We start from the raw sequence: 19246 nt of genomic DNA, 5'->3' as shown, positions 1-19246 counted from the left end.
CGTGCAGGAGCGCCTCGCCTCGCGACATGATGTCGACGAGGGACAGCGTCAGGAGGGGGCAGCAGTGCCGACGACGAGTGAGACGCCGCAGCCGCCGGAGCGTACGCGCCGCCTGCGCCTGCCGCTCGGTGTGACGGCAGCAGCGCTCGGCATCGTCGCGCTCACCGTCGTCGCCGCCGTCGTGCGGCCTGGCATGACCGACCCGCCGCCACAGGCGTGCCCGGCGATCGGCTACTCCAGCGTGCTCGAGGTGACCCTCGAGGGAGACACCTCCGAGGTGGCGATCCTGCAGGTGCGCGACGGCGACCAGTGGCAGCCGCCCTATCCGCCGGACGCGGAGGTGCCCGCGATCCCGACGTCGCACGACGGAGACGCATGGACCTTCACGCTCTTCTCCTCGCCGCGCTCGGTCATGCTCGGTGCGCTGGACGACGACGGCGACGTGGTCGCGCGGACGGAGATCGACGTCGGCTGGGAGCGTGTGGGCGGGACCGCCGAGTGCGGGGGACCGATGGAGGCACGCGCAGACTGGACGATGTGACCGCTAGGGAAGAGGTGCGGCCCTCGTCAGTCGGGGCGTCACAGGTACTGAGGAAAGACAGCCGCGAACTTCTCGGCCATCGTGACGAGCCACTGAGCGAGCTGTGGAGCCTGATCGGGGTCGCGGAAGTCCCCTTCGCCCCGCGCGATGATCTTGCTCGCCTTCTTCGCCGGCAGTTCTAGCCACTCGAGTGGCGAACCCACCGCGCCCTCGATCTCGCCCCTGCGGGCGTACAGAGCGGCGAAGAGCTTCTTGTCGTGCACGATGTACAGCTCGCAGTCAGCAGTCGGGGCCCGCGAGCTCACCGTCAGACTGATGTGCGCGCGTCCTGACCCGATGCTCACGTCCATCCAATAGCGCGGTGGCGCCTTGGGCCAGGACTGCACGAGGGTGCTGTTGGCCTCGCCGAGGTCGCGGACGAGCGTGAAGAAGCGCTGCTGCTGCGCGCTCAGGTCGCTGTTCGCGGCAGCACCGACCGCCTGGTTATTGGCCCGCCAGCCGCCCTGGTCGATGTCGAGCCCGACGAGTGCCGCCAGCTCCGTGGCAGCGATGAACTGGTCTGCGGAGGCCCGACCCGCGTCATCGAAGGTCACGCCCTCGGATTTGAGGTACTCGATGGGGTCGTCCTTCCGCTCCGGCTCATACCAGCGGAAGCCAGGCGAGATGGTTCCCCCGGCCTGGAGGACTCGCCATGCGTTGGCCATCGGATGCGCACTGATGATGGCAGCGACGGGCTGAGGGTAGGTCCCCGCAACGATGGCGACCTCGCCGTAGGTGGTCCACCTGCCTGCCGGGATCTCCGCGACGATCGACGCAACCGTCGCCCTCGTGGTGGACGGTTCGGCTTCCGCAGCACCGACGACGGTCTCGTCCGGCCCGGGCCAGAGTTCGATGATCTTCTCCGCAAGAGCCGCACTGCGCGCCAGGATCTCCTTCTGGCCCCACGTGCTGTGGGCCGCAACCTCCCGGTTCAGCCGCAGGCCACTCTCGGCGAGCATCTGTCGCTTGGCCTCGAAGCCCTTGTTGCTGAGTTCGCTGTTGTAGCCGCTGAGGGTCAGATTGCCTAACGTGTGAACGATGCGTTCGTGCTCGTAGGTGATGTCGGAATCACCGGGGAGCCCCGCCGCGAAATCGTCCCGGACGGCCTCGGTGAGCGTCTGGGGCAGGACATGTTCGATCGTGAGCCTGGTCGGATCGATTGGTTCCTTGGAGCCGTACGACTCCTCGATCCACTGGAGGATGAGCTTCTTTTGTGCTGCCCGTCCCTGCCAGTAGAACGGGACCGTGCCGGCTGCCTCTCGAACCTGCCGGTCCGTGGCGTAGTACTTGCGTCCCCGGGAGAGGTAGTCACGAAGAGCAGCGTCGACCGGTTGGTCGCCCGAGATCGCACCGACCGCCTGCAGGAGGGTGCGGTTGAGACTGGCCGTCGCCCGCCCGATGACGATGCGGCGTACGAAGTATGACTCGAGGTAGGTCAGGGCGAGGGCCACCTGCTCTGCGGTCGCTGCCCCCGTAGCGCGCCGGTCGAGGAGTCGCATCACGACCGGGTACGCCGTCGTCGAACCCCAGGACTTGATCCTGTGAAGACGCCGGCGAATCTCGGCGTCCTCCTCACGGGAGGGATCCAGGATGGTCGCCAGCACCTCGCCGAGCTTGGCGATACGGACGACCTCGTCTTCGATCTCCTGGGCCGTCCTCAGCTTTTCGAGCCGCTTCTGCTGGCCGACGTACGTGTCGGACTGCTTGGCACGTTCGTCGGTCTGGACTAGGTCCAGCCAGAAGAGGAGCTCCAGGTTGTCGGCGCTGAGCCTCTTCTCCAGCGGCAGCCACACATTCTCGTAGACGAGGTCTGCCTTCTCGCCGAGCCGCATGAACAGGTAGTTCTTGAGGAGGTCGGACTGGTTGAGCTGCAGGCCGGTGTTGTTCAGCGACTCGAAGATGCGATGCGCGTTGTCACCGGGCTCTGCCGTGACGGCAACGACGGCAAGGCCGCGCACGACCGCGTTCTCGATCTCTTCGAGGTCGTGGGGATCCTCTGGGTCATCGGCTGCCGCGATCTTGGCTCGGAAGTGGTTGTACGCCTCGCCCACGGCGTCGCCTCCACCGGCCTCCGGCGCAGCGTGCACGACGGCGAGATAGGAGGGGCGGTCAGCTTGTGTCGGAAGGACCTTTGACGGCTTGCCCTTGTCGTACACGTTGACGAGGTATTGGGCGTGCACGCCCTCCGCGCGCTCCGGGTCACCTGTCTCGACCAGATGGTCGCGCAGTGCCGCGAGAAGCAGAGTGAGCGTCGTCAACCGTTGCTGACCGTCGACGACCAGGAGCTTGGCGACGCCGACGACGGAGAAGTCTGGGCTCGCGGCGAGGACCAGCGATCCGATGAAGTGCGTTGCGGCAGGATCGGAGCGACGCGCCTGAGCCAGCTCGACGATGTCGTTCCAGAGCTGGTCGAGCTGCTTCTTCCCCCAGGAATAGGTGCGCTGGTACAGGGGCACCTGGTACTGCTTCTTGCCTTCCAGCACCCCTGCGAAGTTCGTCTCCGTCGCCTTGACCACGCATGCCTCCGCGTTCGCAACAAGCCAGCCTTGGCGTGCACCGTATCGCTCGATCACATGTCACGTCCGTGCCGAGAAGGATCGGTGGCATCTGGCGGACCCGTTTGGACTCCGCCTCCGTCCGAACGATCCCGAGGATTTGTCGAGCGGCTAGGGAAGGGTACGCGTCACGTGCTCGAGCCAGCGTGCGACGGTGGCCAGCTCGTCAGGGGTGAAGCCGTCGGTGAGGCGGTCGTTCAGCTCGGCGAGCGCGGCGCGGACGTCGTCGAGGGCCGCGGTGCCGGTGGGCGTGAGGTCGAGGCGGACGGTGCGCCGGTCGTCGGGGTCGGGGCGACGGCGCACGAGGTCGGCGCGCTCCATGCGGGCGAGCAGGCCGCTGGCGCCGGCGGGGGAGGCCTGCAGGGCGGCGGTCACCTCGCCGATCGTCGCGCCGGGGTGGTCGGCGAGGTGCAGCAGCACGCCCGCGGCGGGGGCGCCGAACCCCTGGCCGCCGTTCCCGGCGGTGTGCGCGGCGCCGCGTCGCGCGATCCAGCGCCGCATCTGGCGTTCCGCCGCGGTGGTGAGGAACACCAGCCGCGGCGAGCGGCGCGTCATCGTCGCGGCTTCCTGGCGCGGAAGCGGACGTTCCCGTCCTCCTGCGCCGGGGCGCCCTCGGCGCGGGCGTCGAGCCAGGCAAGGAGCTCGGGCCACAGCGTGTCGCGCAGGCCGCGGCGGAAGAAGCCCATGTGCCCGATCGTGTCCACGCCGCCGTCGGCGGGGCTCCACGTGCGTCGCTCGACGCGGGCGGTCGTCAGGCGGTCGGCGATCGCGTCGATCTGCGCGGGCGTGGCCCACGGGTCGTCGGTGAAGCCGAGGGCGAGGACGTCGCCGGTGACGCGCGCGGCGTCCGCGGCGGCGGTCATGGTCGGGTCGTCGAAGAAGTAGTTAGGCAGGGTCGACCAGCGGCTCCACTCGAGCATCGCGGCGGCGGGCATGTCCTCCCCGAGGCCCATGCGGCGGCCGGGGACGTAGCCCAGCACCCGGGCCGTCGCGGGGCCGAGCGCCCGCAGGATCAGCCGGACGCGCGCCCGCTCGGCGCGGTCGGGGATGGTAGACGTCGCGGCGACGTGCGACGCGACCGTGACGAACCCGGCCAGGCCCCGCGAGCCGTTCCCCAGCGCGAGCGCGTGGCCGCCGATGCTGTGCCCGATCGCCAGCTGCGGCACGTCGCCGAACCGCGGGCGCGCCCACGCGGCGACCGCGGGGACGTCGTCGGACATCCAGTCCCGCATGCGCAGGCCGCGATGCTCGCGCGGGCTGCCGGAACGGCCCGTCCCGCGGTAGTCGTACGTGACGGCCACGTACCCGCTGGCGGCGAGGAACTCCGCGAACCCCGTGTACAGGCGCTCCGGGACCGCCGTCGCCGGGTGGATGACGACGACGCCGCGCGGCGGCTCGTCGGCGGGCTTGCGCACCGTGCCGACGACCCACCCGCCCGCCGGGATCTGGATCCGCAGCTCGTCCGAGTCCACCGGCGCCGGGGTGTCACTTCGCATGCGAAGTACCCTAGCGGCCCTCGTCGCGGGACAGGTATCCGGCCGAGCGTGCGCCTGAGAGGGGCTCGGTCCGCCGGTCGGAGGCATTTCGGCTCGACCTCTTGACTACGTAGTCAGTCGGTGTCAGGCTCCTTCACCATCGGCGTTGACTACGTAGTCAGATCGTCCGGCGAAGGAGCCTGAAATGACCGAGAGAGCACGGCGCGGCGCGAACCGCCCTCCGGCGATGGTCGACGTCGCGCGGCACGCGGAGGTCTCCCAGAAAACCGTGTCACGTGTGGTGAACGGCGAGCCCAACGTCTCGGCGACGGTGCGGGAGCGCGTGCTCGCCGCGATCGACGAGCTGGGCTTCCGCCCCAACAGCGCTGCACGTGCGCTGGTCACCGCCCGCTCCCGCGTCATCGGCTTCGTGTCCACGGGCAGCGCCCTGCACGGCCCGAGCCAGATGGCGGTCGGCGTCGAGCAGGCGGCACGCGAGGCCGGCTACTCGGTGGCCGTCGTGCACACCCGCTCCGGCGACCCGGCGGACGTGGGTGACGCCCTCGACGAGCTGGCGGCCCGCGGCGTCGACGGGATCGTCGTCTCCGAGCCGGCCGACAGCCTGCGCCCGCTCGGTCACGCGCCGACCGGGGTGCCGGTGCTGGCGCTCGAGCACCGCCCGGACGAGACGGACGAGTGGCTGCTCGTGGGCGCGGACGTGCGCGCCGGGGCGCGGGCCGCCGTCGAGCACCTGCTCGAGCTGGGCCACCGGACGGTCTGGCACGTCGCCGGGCCCGAGGGGTGGGGGACCACCCGGGACCGGCGGCTCGGGTGGGCGGATGCTCTCGCTACCGCCGGACGGCCGCTCCCGGAGCTGCTGCGCGGCGACTGGAGCCCCGCCTCGGGGTTCGAGGCGGGGCTGGTCCTCGCGGCCGAGCCTGACCTCACGGCCGTCTTCGTCGCCAACGACGACATGGCCGTCGGCGTCGTCCGCGCCCTCGAGACCGCCGGCCTGACCGTCCCGCACGACGTGAGCGTGGTCGGGTTCGACGACGTCGCCACCGCCGCCTACCAGCACGTCCCGCTCACCACGGTGCGGCAGGACTTCGCCGAGATCTCCCGCCAGGGGATGCGGCTGCTGTTCGCCGCGATCGAGGGGCGGCCGGTGACCGAACGACGGGCCGCCGTCCCGCTCCGCCTCATGGTCCGCGAGTCGACCGCGCCCCCGCGCGACGGCGCAGCCGCACGACGGGAGGTCGACCCGGCCTGACGACCCGAGCCCGTCACGAGCGGGCCCCACGACACGGCAGCCTCAACGAGGAGGACTCCCCATGACCATCTCCCGGCGCGACCTGCTCCGCAGCGCGCTCGTGCTCGGCTCCGCCGCGGCCCTCGGCCCGACGGTCGCCGGGTGCGCGACCCGCTCCGCCGCCGCCCCTCCCATGACGTCCGGCGACGTCGACCTCCTGTTCTGGACGCACGACCAGGGCTACATCGACTTCTTCTCCGGTGCGGTCGAGCTCGCCGACCGCGCGACGTCGTACCGCTACTCGCTCCAGCCGCTGCAGATCGCGGCGGACGACCTCGTCACCAAGCTCATCGCGCAGGCGGTCGCCGGCCGCGGGATGCCCGACGTCGCGGGCCTGGAGATCGGCAACTTCGCGCGGCTGCTGCGCGGCGACCTCGCCCCCGAGCTCCTGGAGCCGCTGGACGGCGCCGTCGCCGATGTGCGCGACGACCTCATCGAGGCGCGCCTCGCGCCGTTCTCCCGCGACGGTCACCTCTACGCCCTCGACTCCGACGTGCCGATGGTCGTCTACTACCGCCGCGACGACGTGTTCACCGAGCTCGGCATCCCCACGGAGTTCGAGTCGTGGGAGGAGCTCGCGCGGATCGGCGCGAAGGTCCACGACAAGACGGGGCAGTCGCTCGGCACGGTCGTGACCGGGACCGACCTCGGCCAGGTCGTGCAGCAGTTCTGGATCCCGCTGCTCCAGCGCGGCGGCGGGTTGTTCGACGCCGACGGCGAGCTGAGCATCGAGACCCCGGAGGCGGAGGAGGTCCTGACGTTCCTCGTCGACGGGGTGCAGTCGGGCTTCCTGTCGACCGTCTCGGACGTCTACGGGCCGGCCATGCAGGCGGCGCTCAAGCAGGGCCGGATCCTCGGGATCGCGATGCCCAGCTGGTACGAGGCCTACGGCCTTAAGCCCAACGTCCCCGAGCAGGCGGGCGCGTGGCGGATCGGCGCGCTGCCGCCCTTCGCGGGCGGCGGCGGGCGCACCAGCGTGGGCGGCGGCACCGGCTTCGCCGCAGTCACCGGGTCGCCGCGCACGGCGGCCTCCGCGGACTTCGTCGCCGCGGCGTACCTCGACCCCGACCAGCAGGTCCGCCGCTTCAAGGACCTCGGCTACCTGCCCACCCGCCGGTCGGCCTACCAGGATCAGCGTCTCCTCACGCTCGAGGACGACTACCTGGGCGGGCAGCGCGCGTTCGAGGTCTTCGCCGACCTCGTCGACGAGGCGCCGGCCGTCTACCTCAGCCCCGACATCCAGATCCTCAACACCGTCCTCGCCGGAGCCCTCGTCGACGCCTACCGCGGCCGCAGCACGCCGTCGCAGGCGCTGACGCAGGCCGCCGAGACGTTCCGCAGCCAGGCCGACCGATAGGGGACACCGATGTCGTCTCTCGCCTCCGCAGCACCGACCGCCGTCGTCCGAAGGACCGCGCCCTCGGGCGCCGCCGCGCGGCGCACCCTGCCCTCCGCCGCGACCCAGCGCGCGCCGTACCTGTTCATCGCGCCCTTCTACCTGCTGTACGTGCTGTTCATGATCGTGCCGATCGTGGCCGCGCTGTTCCTCAGCCTGACCTCCTGGGTCGGGCTCGGGACGCCGGACTTCGTGGGGCTGCGCAACTACGGGAACCTGCTCGGCGACTCGAGCTTCTGGACCGCGGCCGGCAACTCGGGCCTCTACGTGCTGGTCGCCGTCGTCCTCGTGGTCCCGTGCTCGCTGCTCATCGCCCAGGCGCTCAACGCCCGGGGGCTGCGGGCCCGCGACCTGTTCCGGGTCACCTACTTCGTGCCGATGGTGGTCTCGCCCATCGTCGTCGCGCTGATCTTCTCGATGCTGCTGGACACCGAGTACGGCCTGGTGAACAGCTTCCTGCACGCGGCCTTCGGGCTGCCCGGCGTGGACTGGCTCACCGACCCGAGCTGGGCCAGGGCCTCGGTGAGCTTCGTGCTCCTGTGGCGCTGGGTCGGCTACCTCACGATCTTCTTCCTCGCGGGGCTGCAGGCCGTGCCGCGCGAGCTGTACGAGGCGGCGGAGCTCGACGGCGCCGGCCCGGTGCGTTCCTTCACCACCGTGACGCTCCCGGCGATCAAGCCCGTCACCGCGTTCGTCGTCGTGACGTCGTTCATCAGCGCGGCCCAGCTCTTCGACGAGCCGTACCTGCTGACCGGCGGCGGCCCGGGGGAGTCGACCCTCTCGCTCGCGATGTTCGTCTACCGCGCCGCCTTCGAGCGCCAGCAGTTCGGGTACGCCGCGGCCGCCGGCGTCCTCCTCTTCGTCCTCGTGTTCGCCGTCAGCCAGCTGCTCAACCGGGCGCTGCAGATCGGGAGGGCCGCATGACCGCCGCCACCGTCACCAGCCCTGCCCGCCCGGCCACCTCCGTCGGTGTGCCCCCGCCGCGGCGACGCAGGCCGCGCGGCACCAGCCGCCTCACCCCGCGCCGCGTCGCGCTCTACGCGTTGCTCGTCGTGCTGCTCGCGGTGTTCGTGCTGCCGCTGCTGTTCGCGCTCTCCGGGTCCTTCAAGCCGCGGGCCGACATCTTCGGCGAGCCGCTGCGGCTGATCCCCTCGTCCGTGACGCTCGAGAACTACACGAACCTGCTGAGCAGCCAGCCGTTCTGGAGCTGGTTCGGCATGAGCGTGGGCGTCGCCACGGTGGCCACCGTCGTCTCGGTGTTCGTGTGCGCCCTGGCGGGGTTCGGCTTCGCCAAGTACCGCTTCCGCGGCAAGCAGGCGCTGTTCTCCGTGATGTTCAGCTCGCTCGCCGTGCCGTTCGCCGTCATCCTCGTGCCGCTGTTCGTGCTGCTCGTCAAGACCGGGCTCGGCACGCCCTGGTTCGCGCTGGTCGTGCCCTGGGTGGCGCCGGCCTTCGGCATCTTCATGATGCAGCAGTACATCGTGCAGTCCGTGCCCGACGAGATCCTCGAGGCTGCCCGGATCGACGGCTGCTCGGAGTTCCGCACCTTCCTCAGCGTGGTGCTGCCGCTGCTGCGGCCGTCGCTCGGGGCGCTCGCCGTCTGGAGCTTCCTGCAGTCGTACAACAGCTTCCTGTGGCCGCTGGTCATCGTCTCCGACGTCAACCACTACACGCTGCCGCTCGGGCTGAACATCCTGTTCTCGTCCGAGAACCGCGCGATCGACCTCGTGCTGCCGGGCGCCGTCCTCGCGTCGGTGCCGATGATCATCGTCTTCCTCCTGCTGCGCAAGCAGCTCCTGGAGGGCCTGTCCGCCGGGGCGGTCAAGGGCTGAGGCCCCCGCTCCCACCGTTCCACCCGCACACCCCGACCCGAAGGACACCATGACCGACTACCTGCCCCCGAAGGTCCTCTTCGGCGCCGCCTACTACCTCGAGTACCAGCGCACCCCCCGGCTGGAGGAGGACCTCGACCTCATGGTCGAGGCGGGCTTCTCCGTGATCCGCGTGGGTGAGTCCGTGTGGTCCACCTGGGAGCCGGAGGACGGCCGGTTCGACGTCGACTGGCTGGAGCCGGTGCTCGACGGCGCGCACGAGCGCGGCATCTCCGTCATTCTCGGCACCCCCACCTACGCCGTGCCGATGTGGCTCGCCCGCAAGTACCCGGAGATCGCGGGCGAGCGGTCCACCGGCGACCGGATCGGCTGGGGCGCGCGCCAGGAGGCCGACTTCACGCACCCGGCGTTCCGGTTCCACGCCGAGCGCGTGGTGCGCCGCGTCGTCGAGCGGTACGCCGACCACCCCGCCGTCATCGGCTTCCAGGTGGACAACGAGCCCGGCAACGAGCTGTTCCACAACCACGGCGTCTTCCAGCGGTTCGTCGACGAGCTGCGCCGCGAGTACGGGAGCGTCGAGCGGCTCAACGAGGAGTGGGGGCTGACCTACTGGTCGCACCGGCTGTCCACGTGGGCCGACCTGTGGACTCCCGACAACAACGCGCAGCCCCAGTACGACCTCGCCTGGCGCCGCTTCCAGGCCCGCCTCACCACGGAGCTCATCGGCTGGCAGGCCGACGTCGTGCGGGAGTACGCGCGGCCCGACCAGTTCGTTACCACCTGCATGGCCTACGCCCGGCCGGCGCTGGAGGACGACGCCCTGGCGCAGGTGATCGACGTGACGGCGGGCAACCCGTACTACCGGATGCAGCACCACCTCGCGCTGCCCGACCAGGCGCACGCCCGCACCGACCAGGAGTGGTTCACCACCGGCGCCTGGTCGGTGTACCGCTCGGCGGACCGCATGTGGTCCTCGCGGCAGGCGCCGTTCCTGGTGACCGAGACGGACGCGGCGTCGATCTGGGGGTCGAGCCTCAACGAGACCGCGTACGACGGCCAGTGGCGCCAGGCCGCCTGGGCGCTGGTCTCCCGCGGCGCGTGTGCCATCGAGTACTGGCACTGGCACACCCTCCCGTACGGCACCGAGACGTACTGGGGCGGCGTCCTGCCGCACAGCAACACGCCCGGCCGGGTGTACCACCAGATCGCCGCGCTCGGCGAGGACCTGCAGCGCGCCGGGGACGACGTCGTCGGGCTCGTGCCCGAGGCCGACCTCGGCATCCTCTACGCCAACGACTCCAAGTGGGCGCTCGCGTTCCAGCCCCCGTTCGGCGGCACCCGGCCCGACCGCGGCTCCTACGAGCGCATCGTCGACGCCTGGTACCGGGCCGCCTTCGACGCCCGGCGGCAGGCCCGCGTGATCCACCCGCGGCACCTGTTCTCCCGCACCCCGGCCGACGTCGTCGCGGAGCTGCCGGTGCTCGTCGTGCCCGGCTTCTACGTGGCCTCCGACGAGCAGCTCGACTGGCTGCGGGACTACGCCGCGGCCGGCGGCCACCTCGTGCTCGGCATCCGCTCCGGGTGCGCCGACACGGAGGCCCGCGCCCGCGAGGACCGCCAGCCGGCGCGGCTCGCCGCCGCGGCGGGCGTCTCCTACGACGAGTTCTCCACCGTGGACGCGCTGCCCGTGCGCAGCACGGTGCTCGACCTGCCCGCCGGCGCCACCGCCACGCGCTGGGTCGACGGTCTGGTGGCCTCCGACGGCGCGGAGGTGCTGGCCTCGTACGAGCACCCGCACTTCGGCCGCTGGCCCGCGGCGACCACCCGCGCCCACGACGGCGGGAGGATCACCGTCGTGGGCACCCACCCGGACCCGGAGCTCGGCGAGGCGCTCGTGCGCTGGGCCGTGCCCGAGGGGGCGGCGGACGCGTGGGTGGCGTCGACCGATCGGCCCGAGTCGGTGACCGTCACCGGCGGTCTCGACCCGGACGGCGTGCGGGGTCCCGTGCGCTTCGTGCACCACTGGGCGTGGGGCACGGCGACCGTCGCCCTGCCCGTCGACGTCGAGGACCTGCTCGCCGAGCGCGGGGCCGGCGGCAAGCGGCCCGTGCTCGCCGCCGGCACGGAGATCACCCTCGGCGACTGGGACGTGCGCGTGCTGCGTGAGGTAACTGGCGCGTAGCTCGCGCGGAGGAGTCGCTCCCGTTCTCGGGGTCCGGCGCGCCACGCCGTTCCCGCGGTGCGACGGGGGACTCCTCGGCGCGGTGGCGCTGACCACGCGGCCCGGTCACGACGGATGCCCGCCCCGAGCTCGGCTCGGGGCGGGCATCCTCACGGCGTGCCAGCGACGTCAGGGACGGCCCGTCACCCGCTGGGTGGACGGCTCGCCGGCGACGAGCGGCGCGATGGTGATCGCGTCGATGTTCGGCGCGAACGCGTCGGGGTTGCCGAACCGGAGCGGCCGGTCCGCCGTCGCGAGGGTCACCGGGACGGTGCGCTCCCAGAAGCTGTCCCACGAGAACGTGTAGCGGAAGTGGGTGGCCCCGGCGACGGCGCCGCCCTCGGTGACCTGCAGCTCCCGGTCGACGACCTGCGGGTTGTAGTCGTGCTTCCCGGACAGCTCGGCGTTGGCGTACCGCACGGTGACGTCGTAGTCGCCGGCCTCGTCGAAGCCGGCGGCGCGGGCGATCTCGAGGTAGTTCGCCTCGCCGTCGCCGAGCCACTCGACCACCTTGCCGCCCGAGGCGTTGGAGCCCGACGCCGCGGACTTCGTGGCGACGACGGCGGTGCCGTGGAGCGCGGCGTCCTCGGCCTGGACGGTGACGGCCGCGTCGTCGGGCGCGCGCGTGGTCGTCACGGAGCCGACGAACGACCCGGCGTCGGAGGCGAGCTCGAGCTCGTTGATGCCCTCGGCGAGGTGGATGCGCGCCGTGGAGGTCCAGGCGCCGGGACCGCGGACGGCGAACGACGTGGCCGCGCGCCCGTTGACCGTCAGGGTGAGGTCGGACGCCCGCGTGGTGGTGTGCCGCACGGTGACGTCGTAGTAGCCCGACTCCATCGCGGTGGCGTAGACCTCCGCGCGCTGCCCGTCGCCCTGGACGCGGGCGAAGCCGCGGGCGTTGCCGCGGTCCCAGTCCAGGCGGGCCCCGCCGGCCAGGCGCATGGTGCTCGCCGGGTAGGCGGTGGGCTCGCCGTCGCTGACGTCGGTCAGGACGAGCTTGTCGAGCGTGATGTCGGCGTTCGGCAGGAGGGTGGTGCCGTCCTCGCTGGCTCGCAGCGAGAGGACGTGCTCGCCGGCGGTGAGCTCGACCTGCACCTCGGTGCTGCCGCGGTACTGCCACTTCTGGGCGCTGGTGAGCGCGAGGTCGGCGGTGTACTGGACCGGCTGGTCGAGCGCTCCGTCGACGAAGAGGGCGTGCCGCCCCGGGACGCCGGGCGTCGCACCGATGACCTGCAGGCGGTAGGTGCCGTCGCGGGGCACGGTCACGGTCCAGTCGGCGCGGGACGTCGCCTTGTTGAACGAGCCGACGTCGCGGCCGCCGGAGGCCAGGAACTTCCAGCCACCGCCGCCCTGGGGGTCCTGCTCGTAGACCTGGGCGTCGGTGAGCGCGGTGTCCTCCGCCTCGACGCTCGTCGTCCAGACCTCGGGCGCCGCGTCGGCGCCCCGCGCCGGCGTCACGACGACCTGGTACGCGGCGTACCGGTCGTAGGGGTCGAGGTCGAGCTCCAGCCCGCCGTCGCGCACCTGGGCACCGTCGATCCTCTGAACCACGCGCGGGGTGTTCGCCAGCCCCTGCGCCCCGGACAGCGTGACCTCCCGGACCTCGACGTCGACCTTCTGGCCGAAGGTGCGGCGGTCCAGGCCGGACAGGTCGAGGCGGACGTCCTCGTCGGTGCCGCCCAGCAGGACGGTCGCGCGGCGGTCGTCCTCGTCGATCGCGCCGATGCCCTGGACGGTGTCGACGGTGTCGGGGTGCGGCGGGTCGACCTGGACGGTCTGGCTGCCCTCGAGGTCGCCGTACCACTTGAACATCCACCAGCCGGCGTTGGCGCCGCCGGCGCGGGCGGTGTTGTCGGACAGGTTCCCCGCGTAGTTCCAGTAGGCGGTCTGGGCGTCGACCTTCTCGTCCTCGAACATCGACAGCCACTGCACGAGCTGCCCGGGCACGCCCATGTCGCGCAGCATCCCGTACTCGGTGATGTTCACGTGGATCGGGTCGATGCCGAGGTCCTGCTCCAGCTGCCGGTAGTCGCGCATGTGGGATCGGAAGGTGGCGAGGTTGTCGATGCCGAGCTCGTGCCAGATGAACACGTCCGGCAGGACGCCGTGGGCCTTCGCGTACGTGAGGTAGTCGGCCGACCGCTCGGGCTGCCAGCGGGTGTCCCCGGGGCCGCCGATACGGGCGTGGCCCAGCCCGTGCCGGTCGTAGACCTCCTGGATCTTTTCGTACGTGGCCTGCCAGTCCGCGAGGAACTGGTCCTTCTGCGCCGCCCAGTCCGGGTACCAGTTGCCGCCGTCGGGCTCGTTGAAGGGGATGAACAGGTACTTCTCGGGGTGGTCGGACTGGGTGGCGACGGCCTCCGTGACGAACTCGACGATCTCGAGGTAGTCCCACACGCCGTTCGGCTCGTCGACGTACGTGCCGGTGGCCTGGTCGTAGGTGCGGGCGTCGCCGGGGCGCTTGCCGCCGTTGTACGACCAGTCGGGGTAGTAGTCCTGGATGTAGATCGCCAGCCCCTGGCCGTGCTTGGCGAAGAACCCGTCCTCGATCGTCAGCGCGTCGCCGCTGGGGTGCTGGGTGCCGTACGGCGCCTTCTGGGACGAGTTGGTGATGTGGGCGCCGTCGATGAGCGCCTGTGTGGGCACGCCGTCGTCGCCGAAGCCGTACAGCGTCCCGGTGGCGCCGCCGCGGAAGCTGCCGGTGGTCTGCGCGAAGTCGACGGACAGGACGTCGGGCACGGGTCGTTCTCCTTCGTCGGTGGCGGACGCTGCCCATCCTGCCTGGGCGGAGAGGCCGAGTGCGGCGGCCGCTGCGACGGCGACGGCGCCTCGCCGGACGCCGAACTGATGCACGCTTTCACGTGGCTGGGGCACGATCCACTCCTTCGTAGGTCTGATAGCGCCTGGACGGTCGATGTCGGGCGCCGTGAGCCATGAAAGCGTGAATCACGTTCGACCACAAGAGCGGGCCGCGGTCGCGTAACCTTGCGGCGTGAGCCAGGTCCCGAGGGTGAAGCCGCCCGTCATCGCCGACGTCGCCCGCGTGGCGGGTGTGTCGGTGCCCACCGTCTCGCGCGTGCTCAACGGGACGGTGCCCGTCAGCGCGGAGCGGCGGGAGCGGGTCATGGCGGCCGTCAAGAAGCTGGGCTTCCGCCCCAACGGGGCCGCCCGGTCCCTGGCGAGCCAGGCCGGCTCGATGATCGCCGTCTTCGCGGGCAACACCACGCGTTACGGGTACGCGGCCACCATCCAGGGCATCGAGGAGGCTGCGCGCCAGGCCGGCTACATGGTCGTCATCTCCGTGGTGGAGACGGCCGACGGCGCCACGGTCGAGCGGGCCATCGACCACGCCCTCGGCCAACCCCTGGCGGGCGCCGTCGTGCTGGAGTTCGACCCGCCCGGCGTCGCCGCCCTCGCGCAGATGCCGTCCTGGTTGCCCGCCGTCGCCGCCGCCTCCGGCGGCTCGTCGGACGAGGCGATCTCGCACGCCTACATGGACGACCGGCACGCAGCCATCCAGGCCACGCGCTACCTCCTCGACCTGGGGCATCGCACCGTCCACCACGTGGCGATCCCGTCCATGGGGGTCGAGAGCGCGCGCATGGTCGGGTGGCGCGAGGCGCTGCGCGACGCCGGGATCGAGCCGCCGCCGGTGATCCACGCGGGCTGGGACCCGCTGGCCGGCTACGACGCCGGCGTGCGCCTCGCCCGGGACGACGACGCCACCGCGGTGCTGGCGGGCAACGACGAGCTCGCCATCGGGGTGATGAAGGGGCTGGTGGACTCCGGCCGTTCGATCCCCGGGGACGTCAGTGTCATCGGCTTCGACGACCACCCCCTGAGCCAGCTGTGGGTGCCGCCGCTCACCACCGTCCGGCAGGACTTCGTGGGGCTGGGCCACCAGGTGTTCGGCCTCCTCGTCGGCCGGATGGAGGCGGGCGAGCCGCGACCGTCGGTGCGCATGGTGCCCGACCTCGTCGTGCGGCAGTCGACCGGGCGGCCCGCGTCGCGCTAGGCGCACGACCGCGGGTGCCGCGACCTGGGGGAACGGCGGAGGGGACGGCCTGCGCGCGCCGCCGTGCCGCCGTCGCGTCCTGAAATCGACGATCAGATCTCACCCACTATGACGCCGTCGCGGCTTGCATTCTCAGATGATCGACGCTTTCATAGCGTCATCGACGACGCGCCATGGTGGCGAAGGAAGCGAGGCAGCGATGCCGGATCGGGCCGACGAGGGCCAGGAGCTGATGACGTGGGGTGACGGCGCCCTGCGGCTGGTCGTGCGCCGCCCCCAGGACGGCCCGGTCGCCGTGTCCCTGGTCCCTGCGGGAGCACGGCCCGGCCCGCAGGCGCAGCCGCTGGTCGAGGTCCTCGCCGTCGGGCACGGGCACCGTTCCGCCAACCTGCGGAACACGGCCACCGAGATCGGCGCCCGGCTGCGGTACGCGGGCCACGAGGTGACGGGCGAGCCGGGCTGGGAGCGCCTCGAGGTCGTGCAGCGGGACCACGCCGGCGGCCTGGAGGTGCACTCGTTCCTGCGCGCCCGCGTGGGGGGTTCGTCCGTGCAGTCCTGGACGACGGTGCGGAACACCGGACCGGCGACGGTCCAGCTGCAGGCCGTGTCGTCGCTCATGCTCGCCGACCCGTGCGGCCCCGACGCGCTGGACGACGTCGAGTCGATCGAGGGCGACAGCGAGTGGCTGGGGGAGTGGCGCTGGTCGTCCCGACCCGTGCGGGGCCAGACCGGCCTGCCCGCGCTCGGCCTGACCTCGCACCAGCGCCAGGACTCCCGCGGTGCGCGTGCGGTCGTCAGCCACGGCACCTGGTCGTCGGGGGAGCACCCGCCGGCGGGGGCGCTCACCACGGCGACGGCGAGCCTCGCGTGGCAGGTCGAGCACCCCGGGCCCTGGCGGACGGAGCTCGGCGTCCGGCTCGCCGCGGACGACCGCGAGGTGCTGGTGCTCGGCCTGCTCGGACCGACCGACGCCGACCACGCCTGGCTGCGCAGCCTGCGGCCCGGCGAGGAGTTCACCTCGGTGCCCGTGTCGGTCGCCTGGGCCGACGGCGACTGGCAGGCCGCGGTCGGCGAGCTGACCCGCCACCGCCGGGCGGACCGCCGTCCCGCCCGCGCCGCCGGCGCCGTCGTCTTCAACGACTACATGAACACGCTCATGGGCGACCCCACCACCGACAAGCTCCTGCCGCTGATCGCGGCGGCGGGCGAGGCCGGTGCCGACTACTTCTGCGTCGACGCCGGCTGGTACGACGACGGCGGCGACTGGTGGGACTCCGTGGGGGAGTGGCAGCCGTCGCACGTGCGCTTCCCCGACGGCGGCCTCGACCGGGTCCTCGACGCGATCCGGGCCGCCGGCATGGTGCCCGGGCTGTGGCTCGAGCCCGAGGTGATCGGCGTCCGCAGCCCGCTCGCGGCGCAGCTCCCCGAGGACGCGTTCCTGCAGCGGAACGGCACGCGCATCGTCGAGCACGGCCGCTACCTGCTGGACCTGCGCGACGAGCAGGCGCGCAAGCACCTCGACGACGTCGTCGACCGCCTGGTCGACGAGCACGGCGTGGGCTACTTCAAGCTCGACTACAACGTCACGCCGGGCCCCGGCACCGACCGGGACGCCGACAGCGTCGGCGACGGCCTGCTGCGCCACACCCGCGCGTACCTGACCTGGCTCGACGGCGTGCTCGCACGGCACCCCGGCCTGGTCGTCGAGAACTGCGCCTCCGGGGCGATGCGCGCCGACAACGGGCTGCTGTCCCGGCTCGAGCTCCAGTCGACCACCGACCAGCAGGAGCCCCTGCGCTATCCGCCCGTCGCGGCCGGCGCGCTCATGGCCGTGCTGCCGGAGCAGGCGGGCAACTGGGCCTACCCGCAGCCGTCGATGTCGGACGCGGAGATCGTGTTCACGATGGTGACCGGCCTGTCGGGCCGCCTCTACCTGTCCGGGAAGCTCGACGGGATGAGCGCCCGCCAGCGCGCCCTCGTGGCCGAGGGTGTGCGCGCCTCGCGGGCCTGGGACGACGCCGCGCGCGACGCGGTGCCGGTGTGGCCGCTCGGCCTCCCGGACTGGGAGTCGCCCTGGGTGGCCGTCGGCCGGACCACCGCGACCGAGACCCTGCTCGCCGTCTGGTGGCGCGGCGGGGACGAGCACGAGATCTCCGTCCCGGTGCCGCCCGGCACCGTCGAGGCGGCCTACCCCGCCGACGGCTCGGTGTCCGGGCTCGAGGCGGACACCGAGGACGGGTACCTGAGGCTGCGCGCAGCCTCGGGGGAGCCCGGCGCACGAGTACTGAAGATCCGCCATCAGGACGCGCGGTAGCACCACCGTCGTCCAGCCAGGTCCCGGCGTCATCGCTGACGACGGGCGAGTTCCGAGGAGCTGATATGAGGAAGTATCTGACCGGCGCGGCAGCCGCCGCGGCCGTGGCGGCACTGGCACTGACCGGCTGCAGCGACCCCACCGCGGGCGGTGGCGCCGACGCGGGCGAGACCCAGGCCGCCGACTGGCCCGAGCAGACCGCCGACCTGACCGGCACCACCCTGACGATCTGGGCCGCCCAGAACTCGAACACGGTGCCCGAGGCGGTCACGGCCGCGTTCGAGGAGGCCACCGGCGCGAAGGTCGAGATCGTCACGATCCCCGACCCGTACGAGCAGGGCATCCAGACCAAGGTCGCCACCGGCGACAAGCCGGACCTCGCCTTCTGGCAGCCGACGGCGTCGATGCTCACCGCGATCAACGCCCCCACCAACCTGCAGCCGCTCGACGACGCCCCGTGGCTCGACTCCTACAGCCCCGAGGTCAAGGACATCACCGGCACCCTCGACGACACCCGGTACGCCGCGCTCATCACGAGCCCGGCGGTCCAGGGCGTCTACTACAACAAGAAGGTCTTCGCCGAGCACGGCATCAAGGACACCCCGAAGAGCTGGGATGAGTTCGTCGAGCTCGGCCGCACGCTGAAGGGCGAGGGCGAGACCCCGTTCTTCGAGATGGCCGGCGACCGGTGGGCGACCCAGTGGTGGGTGCAGGTGCAGCTCGCCGACGCCGCGGCCGACGGCCTGTGGGACCGCGTCAACACCGGCGAGGAGAAGTTCACCGACCCGACGATCCTCGGCGCCATCGAGACCTACCAGGGCCTCATCGACGACGGCCTGTTCAACGACGACATCAAGACCGCGACGCTGGAGGACCAGGCCGACGCGCTGCTCGCCGGCGACGCCGCCATGGCGGTGCAGGTCAACTCGTTCTTCGGCCAGCTGCAGGCCAAGGCCGACACCGCGGAGCTCGACGACACGATCGGGTTCTTCCCGATCTCGCCCAGCGGCAACGTCGCCACCGTGATCCCCGACCAGTCCAACGCGCTCGTGGCGTTCAAGACCGGGGATGCGAAGCGCGAGGCCGCGGCGCGTCAGCTGCTGTCGTTCTGGCTCGGCGACGGGTACGCGGACTTCGTCGCCGACCGGGAGACCGTCTCCCTGCAGCCCGACGTGCCCACGCCCGACGGCGTGCCGCAGGCGCTGCAGGACGTCCACGCCTCGCTCGCCGACTCCGTCGGGTCGATGCAGTCGCTGGCCGTGGCCAACCCTGACCTGTACATCTACCTGGCTGACATGATCCAGGGGTCCACGACGCCGGAGCAGGTCGCCCAGCAGACCCAGGACCAGTTCGCCCAGCTCGCCCGAGCCCAGGGCGTCGAGGGCTTCTGAGCCTCGTTCTTTGAGCCTCGCTCTCTGAGCCGAGCCGAGCCGCGCCGGGGGGGGGGGGGGGGGGGAAGCCCCCCCCCCCCCGCCAAAGAGCCCCCCCCCCCCCCCCCACCCCCCCCCCCCCCCCCCCCCCCCCCCCCCCCCCCCCCCCCCCCCTCCCC

At 72.1% G+C, this 19246-nt stretch carries 13 protein-coding genes; 9 read left to right on the top strand and 4 right to left on the bottom strand.

Annotated features, from left to right (window positions below; translation table 11 throughout):
- The first annotated feature begins 64 nt into the window (after window positions 1-64).
- Window positions 65-541 carry a hypothetical protein gene (locus ACFCZN_RS04755; RefSeq protein ID WP_430556008.1) on the top strand — a complete coding sequence of 159 codons (477 nt, stop codon included), beginning with the start codon at window positions 65-67 and terminating at the stop codon, window positions 539-541.
- 38 nt (window positions 542-579) lie between these two features.
- Here ACFCZN_RS04755 and ACFCZN_RS04750 read toward each other — a convergent pair whose 3' ends face one another.
- From ACFCZN_RS04750 to ACFCZN_RS04740, 3 genes are all read right to left on the bottom strand, one after another.
- Window positions 580-3096 carry a DUF4268 domain-containing protein gene (locus ACFCZN_RS04750; RefSeq protein ID WP_430556007.1) on the bottom strand — a complete coding sequence of 839 codons (2517 nt, stop codon included), beginning with the start codon at window positions 3094-3096 and terminating at the stop codon, window positions 580-582.
- A gap of 150 nt (window positions 3097-3246) precedes the next feature.
- Entirely contained in the window at window positions 3247-3690 is a 444-nt protein-coding gene (locus ACFCZN_RS04745) for a MarR family winged helix-turn-helix transcriptional regulator (protein ID WP_430556006.1), read from the bottom strand.
- Complete coding sequence (locus ACFCZN_RS04740) at window positions 3687-4631, bottom strand: serine aminopeptidase domain-containing protein (protein ID WP_430556005.1); 945 nt, start codon at window positions 4629-4631, stop codon at window positions 3687-3689. The genes ACFCZN_RS04745 and ACFCZN_RS04740 overlap by 4 nt, the downstream gene beginning before the upstream one ends.
- Before the next feature lie 184 nt (window positions 4632-4815).
- Between ACFCZN_RS04740 and ACFCZN_RS04735 the strand changes: the two genes are divergently transcribed.
- The 5 genes from ACFCZN_RS04735 to ACFCZN_RS04715 all read left to right on the top strand — a co-directional run bounded on the left by ACFCZN_RS04735 (window position 4816) and on the right by ACFCZN_RS04715 (window position 11329).
- The gene (locus ACFCZN_RS04735; RefSeq protein ID WP_430556004.1) at window positions 4816-5880 is read left to right on the top strand and encodes a LacI family DNA-binding transcriptional regulator; all 1065 of its coding nucleotides are present in this window, start codon (window positions 4816-4818) and stop codon (window positions 5878-5880) included.
- 61 nt (window positions 5881-5941) lie between these two features.
- Window positions 5942-7276, top strand: a complete 1335-nt coding sequence (locus tag ACFCZN_RS04730) for an ABC transporter substrate-binding protein (protein WP_430556003.1) — start codon at window positions 5942-5944, stop codon at window positions 7274-7276.
- Between the two features lie 9 nt (window positions 7277-7285).
- A complete protein-coding gene (locus ACFCZN_RS04725; protein ID WP_430556002.1) occupies window positions 7286-8239 on the top strand; it encodes a carbohydrate ABC transporter permease in 954 nt (317 codons plus the stop codon).
- A complete protein-coding gene (locus tag ACFCZN_RS04720) occupies window positions 8236-9147 on the top strand; it encodes a carbohydrate ABC transporter permease (protein WP_430556001.1) in 912 nt (303 codons plus the stop codon). Before ACFCZN_RS04725 ends, ACFCZN_RS04720 begins: the two co-directional genes overlap by 4 nt.
- A gap of 49 nt (window positions 9148-9196) precedes the next feature.
- On the top strand, window positions 9197-11329 hold the full coding sequence (locus tag ACFCZN_RS04715) for a beta-galactosidase (protein WP_430556000.1): 2133 nt from the start codon (window positions 9197-9199) through the stop codon (window positions 11327-11329).
- 168 nt (window positions 11330-11497) lie between these two features.
- On the opposite strand, the gene ACFCZN_RS04710 is transcribed toward ACFCZN_RS04715, so the two are convergent.
- Window positions 11498-14107, bottom strand: coding sequence for a hypothetical protein (locus ACFCZN_RS04710; RefSeq protein ID WP_430555999.1), 2610 nt, complete (start codon window positions 14105-14107; stop codon window positions 11498-11500).
- 253 nt (window positions 14108-14360) lie between these two features.
- Between ACFCZN_RS04710 and ACFCZN_RS04705 the strand changes: the two genes are divergently transcribed.
- From ACFCZN_RS04705 to ACFCZN_RS04695, 3 genes are all read left to right on the top strand, one after another.
- On the top strand, window positions 14361-15383 hold the full coding sequence (locus ACFCZN_RS04705) for a LacI family DNA-binding transcriptional regulator (protein WP_430555998.1): 1023 nt from the start codon (window positions 14361-14363) through the stop codon (window positions 15381-15383).
- A gap of 199 nt (window positions 15384-15582) precedes the next feature.
- Window positions 15583-17697 (top strand): alpha-galactosidase, encoded by a 2115-nt coding sequence (locus ACFCZN_RS04700; RefSeq protein ID WP_430555997.1) that lies wholly within the window; start codon window positions 15583-15585, stop codon window positions 17695-17697.
- 65 nt (window positions 17698-17762) lie between these two features.
- Window positions 17763-19088 (top strand): ABC transporter substrate-binding protein, encoded by a 1326-nt coding sequence (locus tag ACFCZN_RS04695; RefSeq protein WP_430555996.1) that lies wholly within the window; start codon window positions 17763-17765, stop codon window positions 19086-19088.
- The last annotated feature ends 158 nt before the right edge of the window (window positions 19089-19246 follow it).

Source organism: Isoptericola sp. NPDC056134 (assembly GCF_042264825.1).
GTDB lineage: Bacteria > Actinomycetota > Actinomycetes > Actinomycetales > Cellulomonadaceae > Isoptericola > Isoptericola nanjingensis.
Note: the sequence above shows the minus strand (reverse complement) of the source record. Positions and strands in the feature narration are given on the sequence as shown.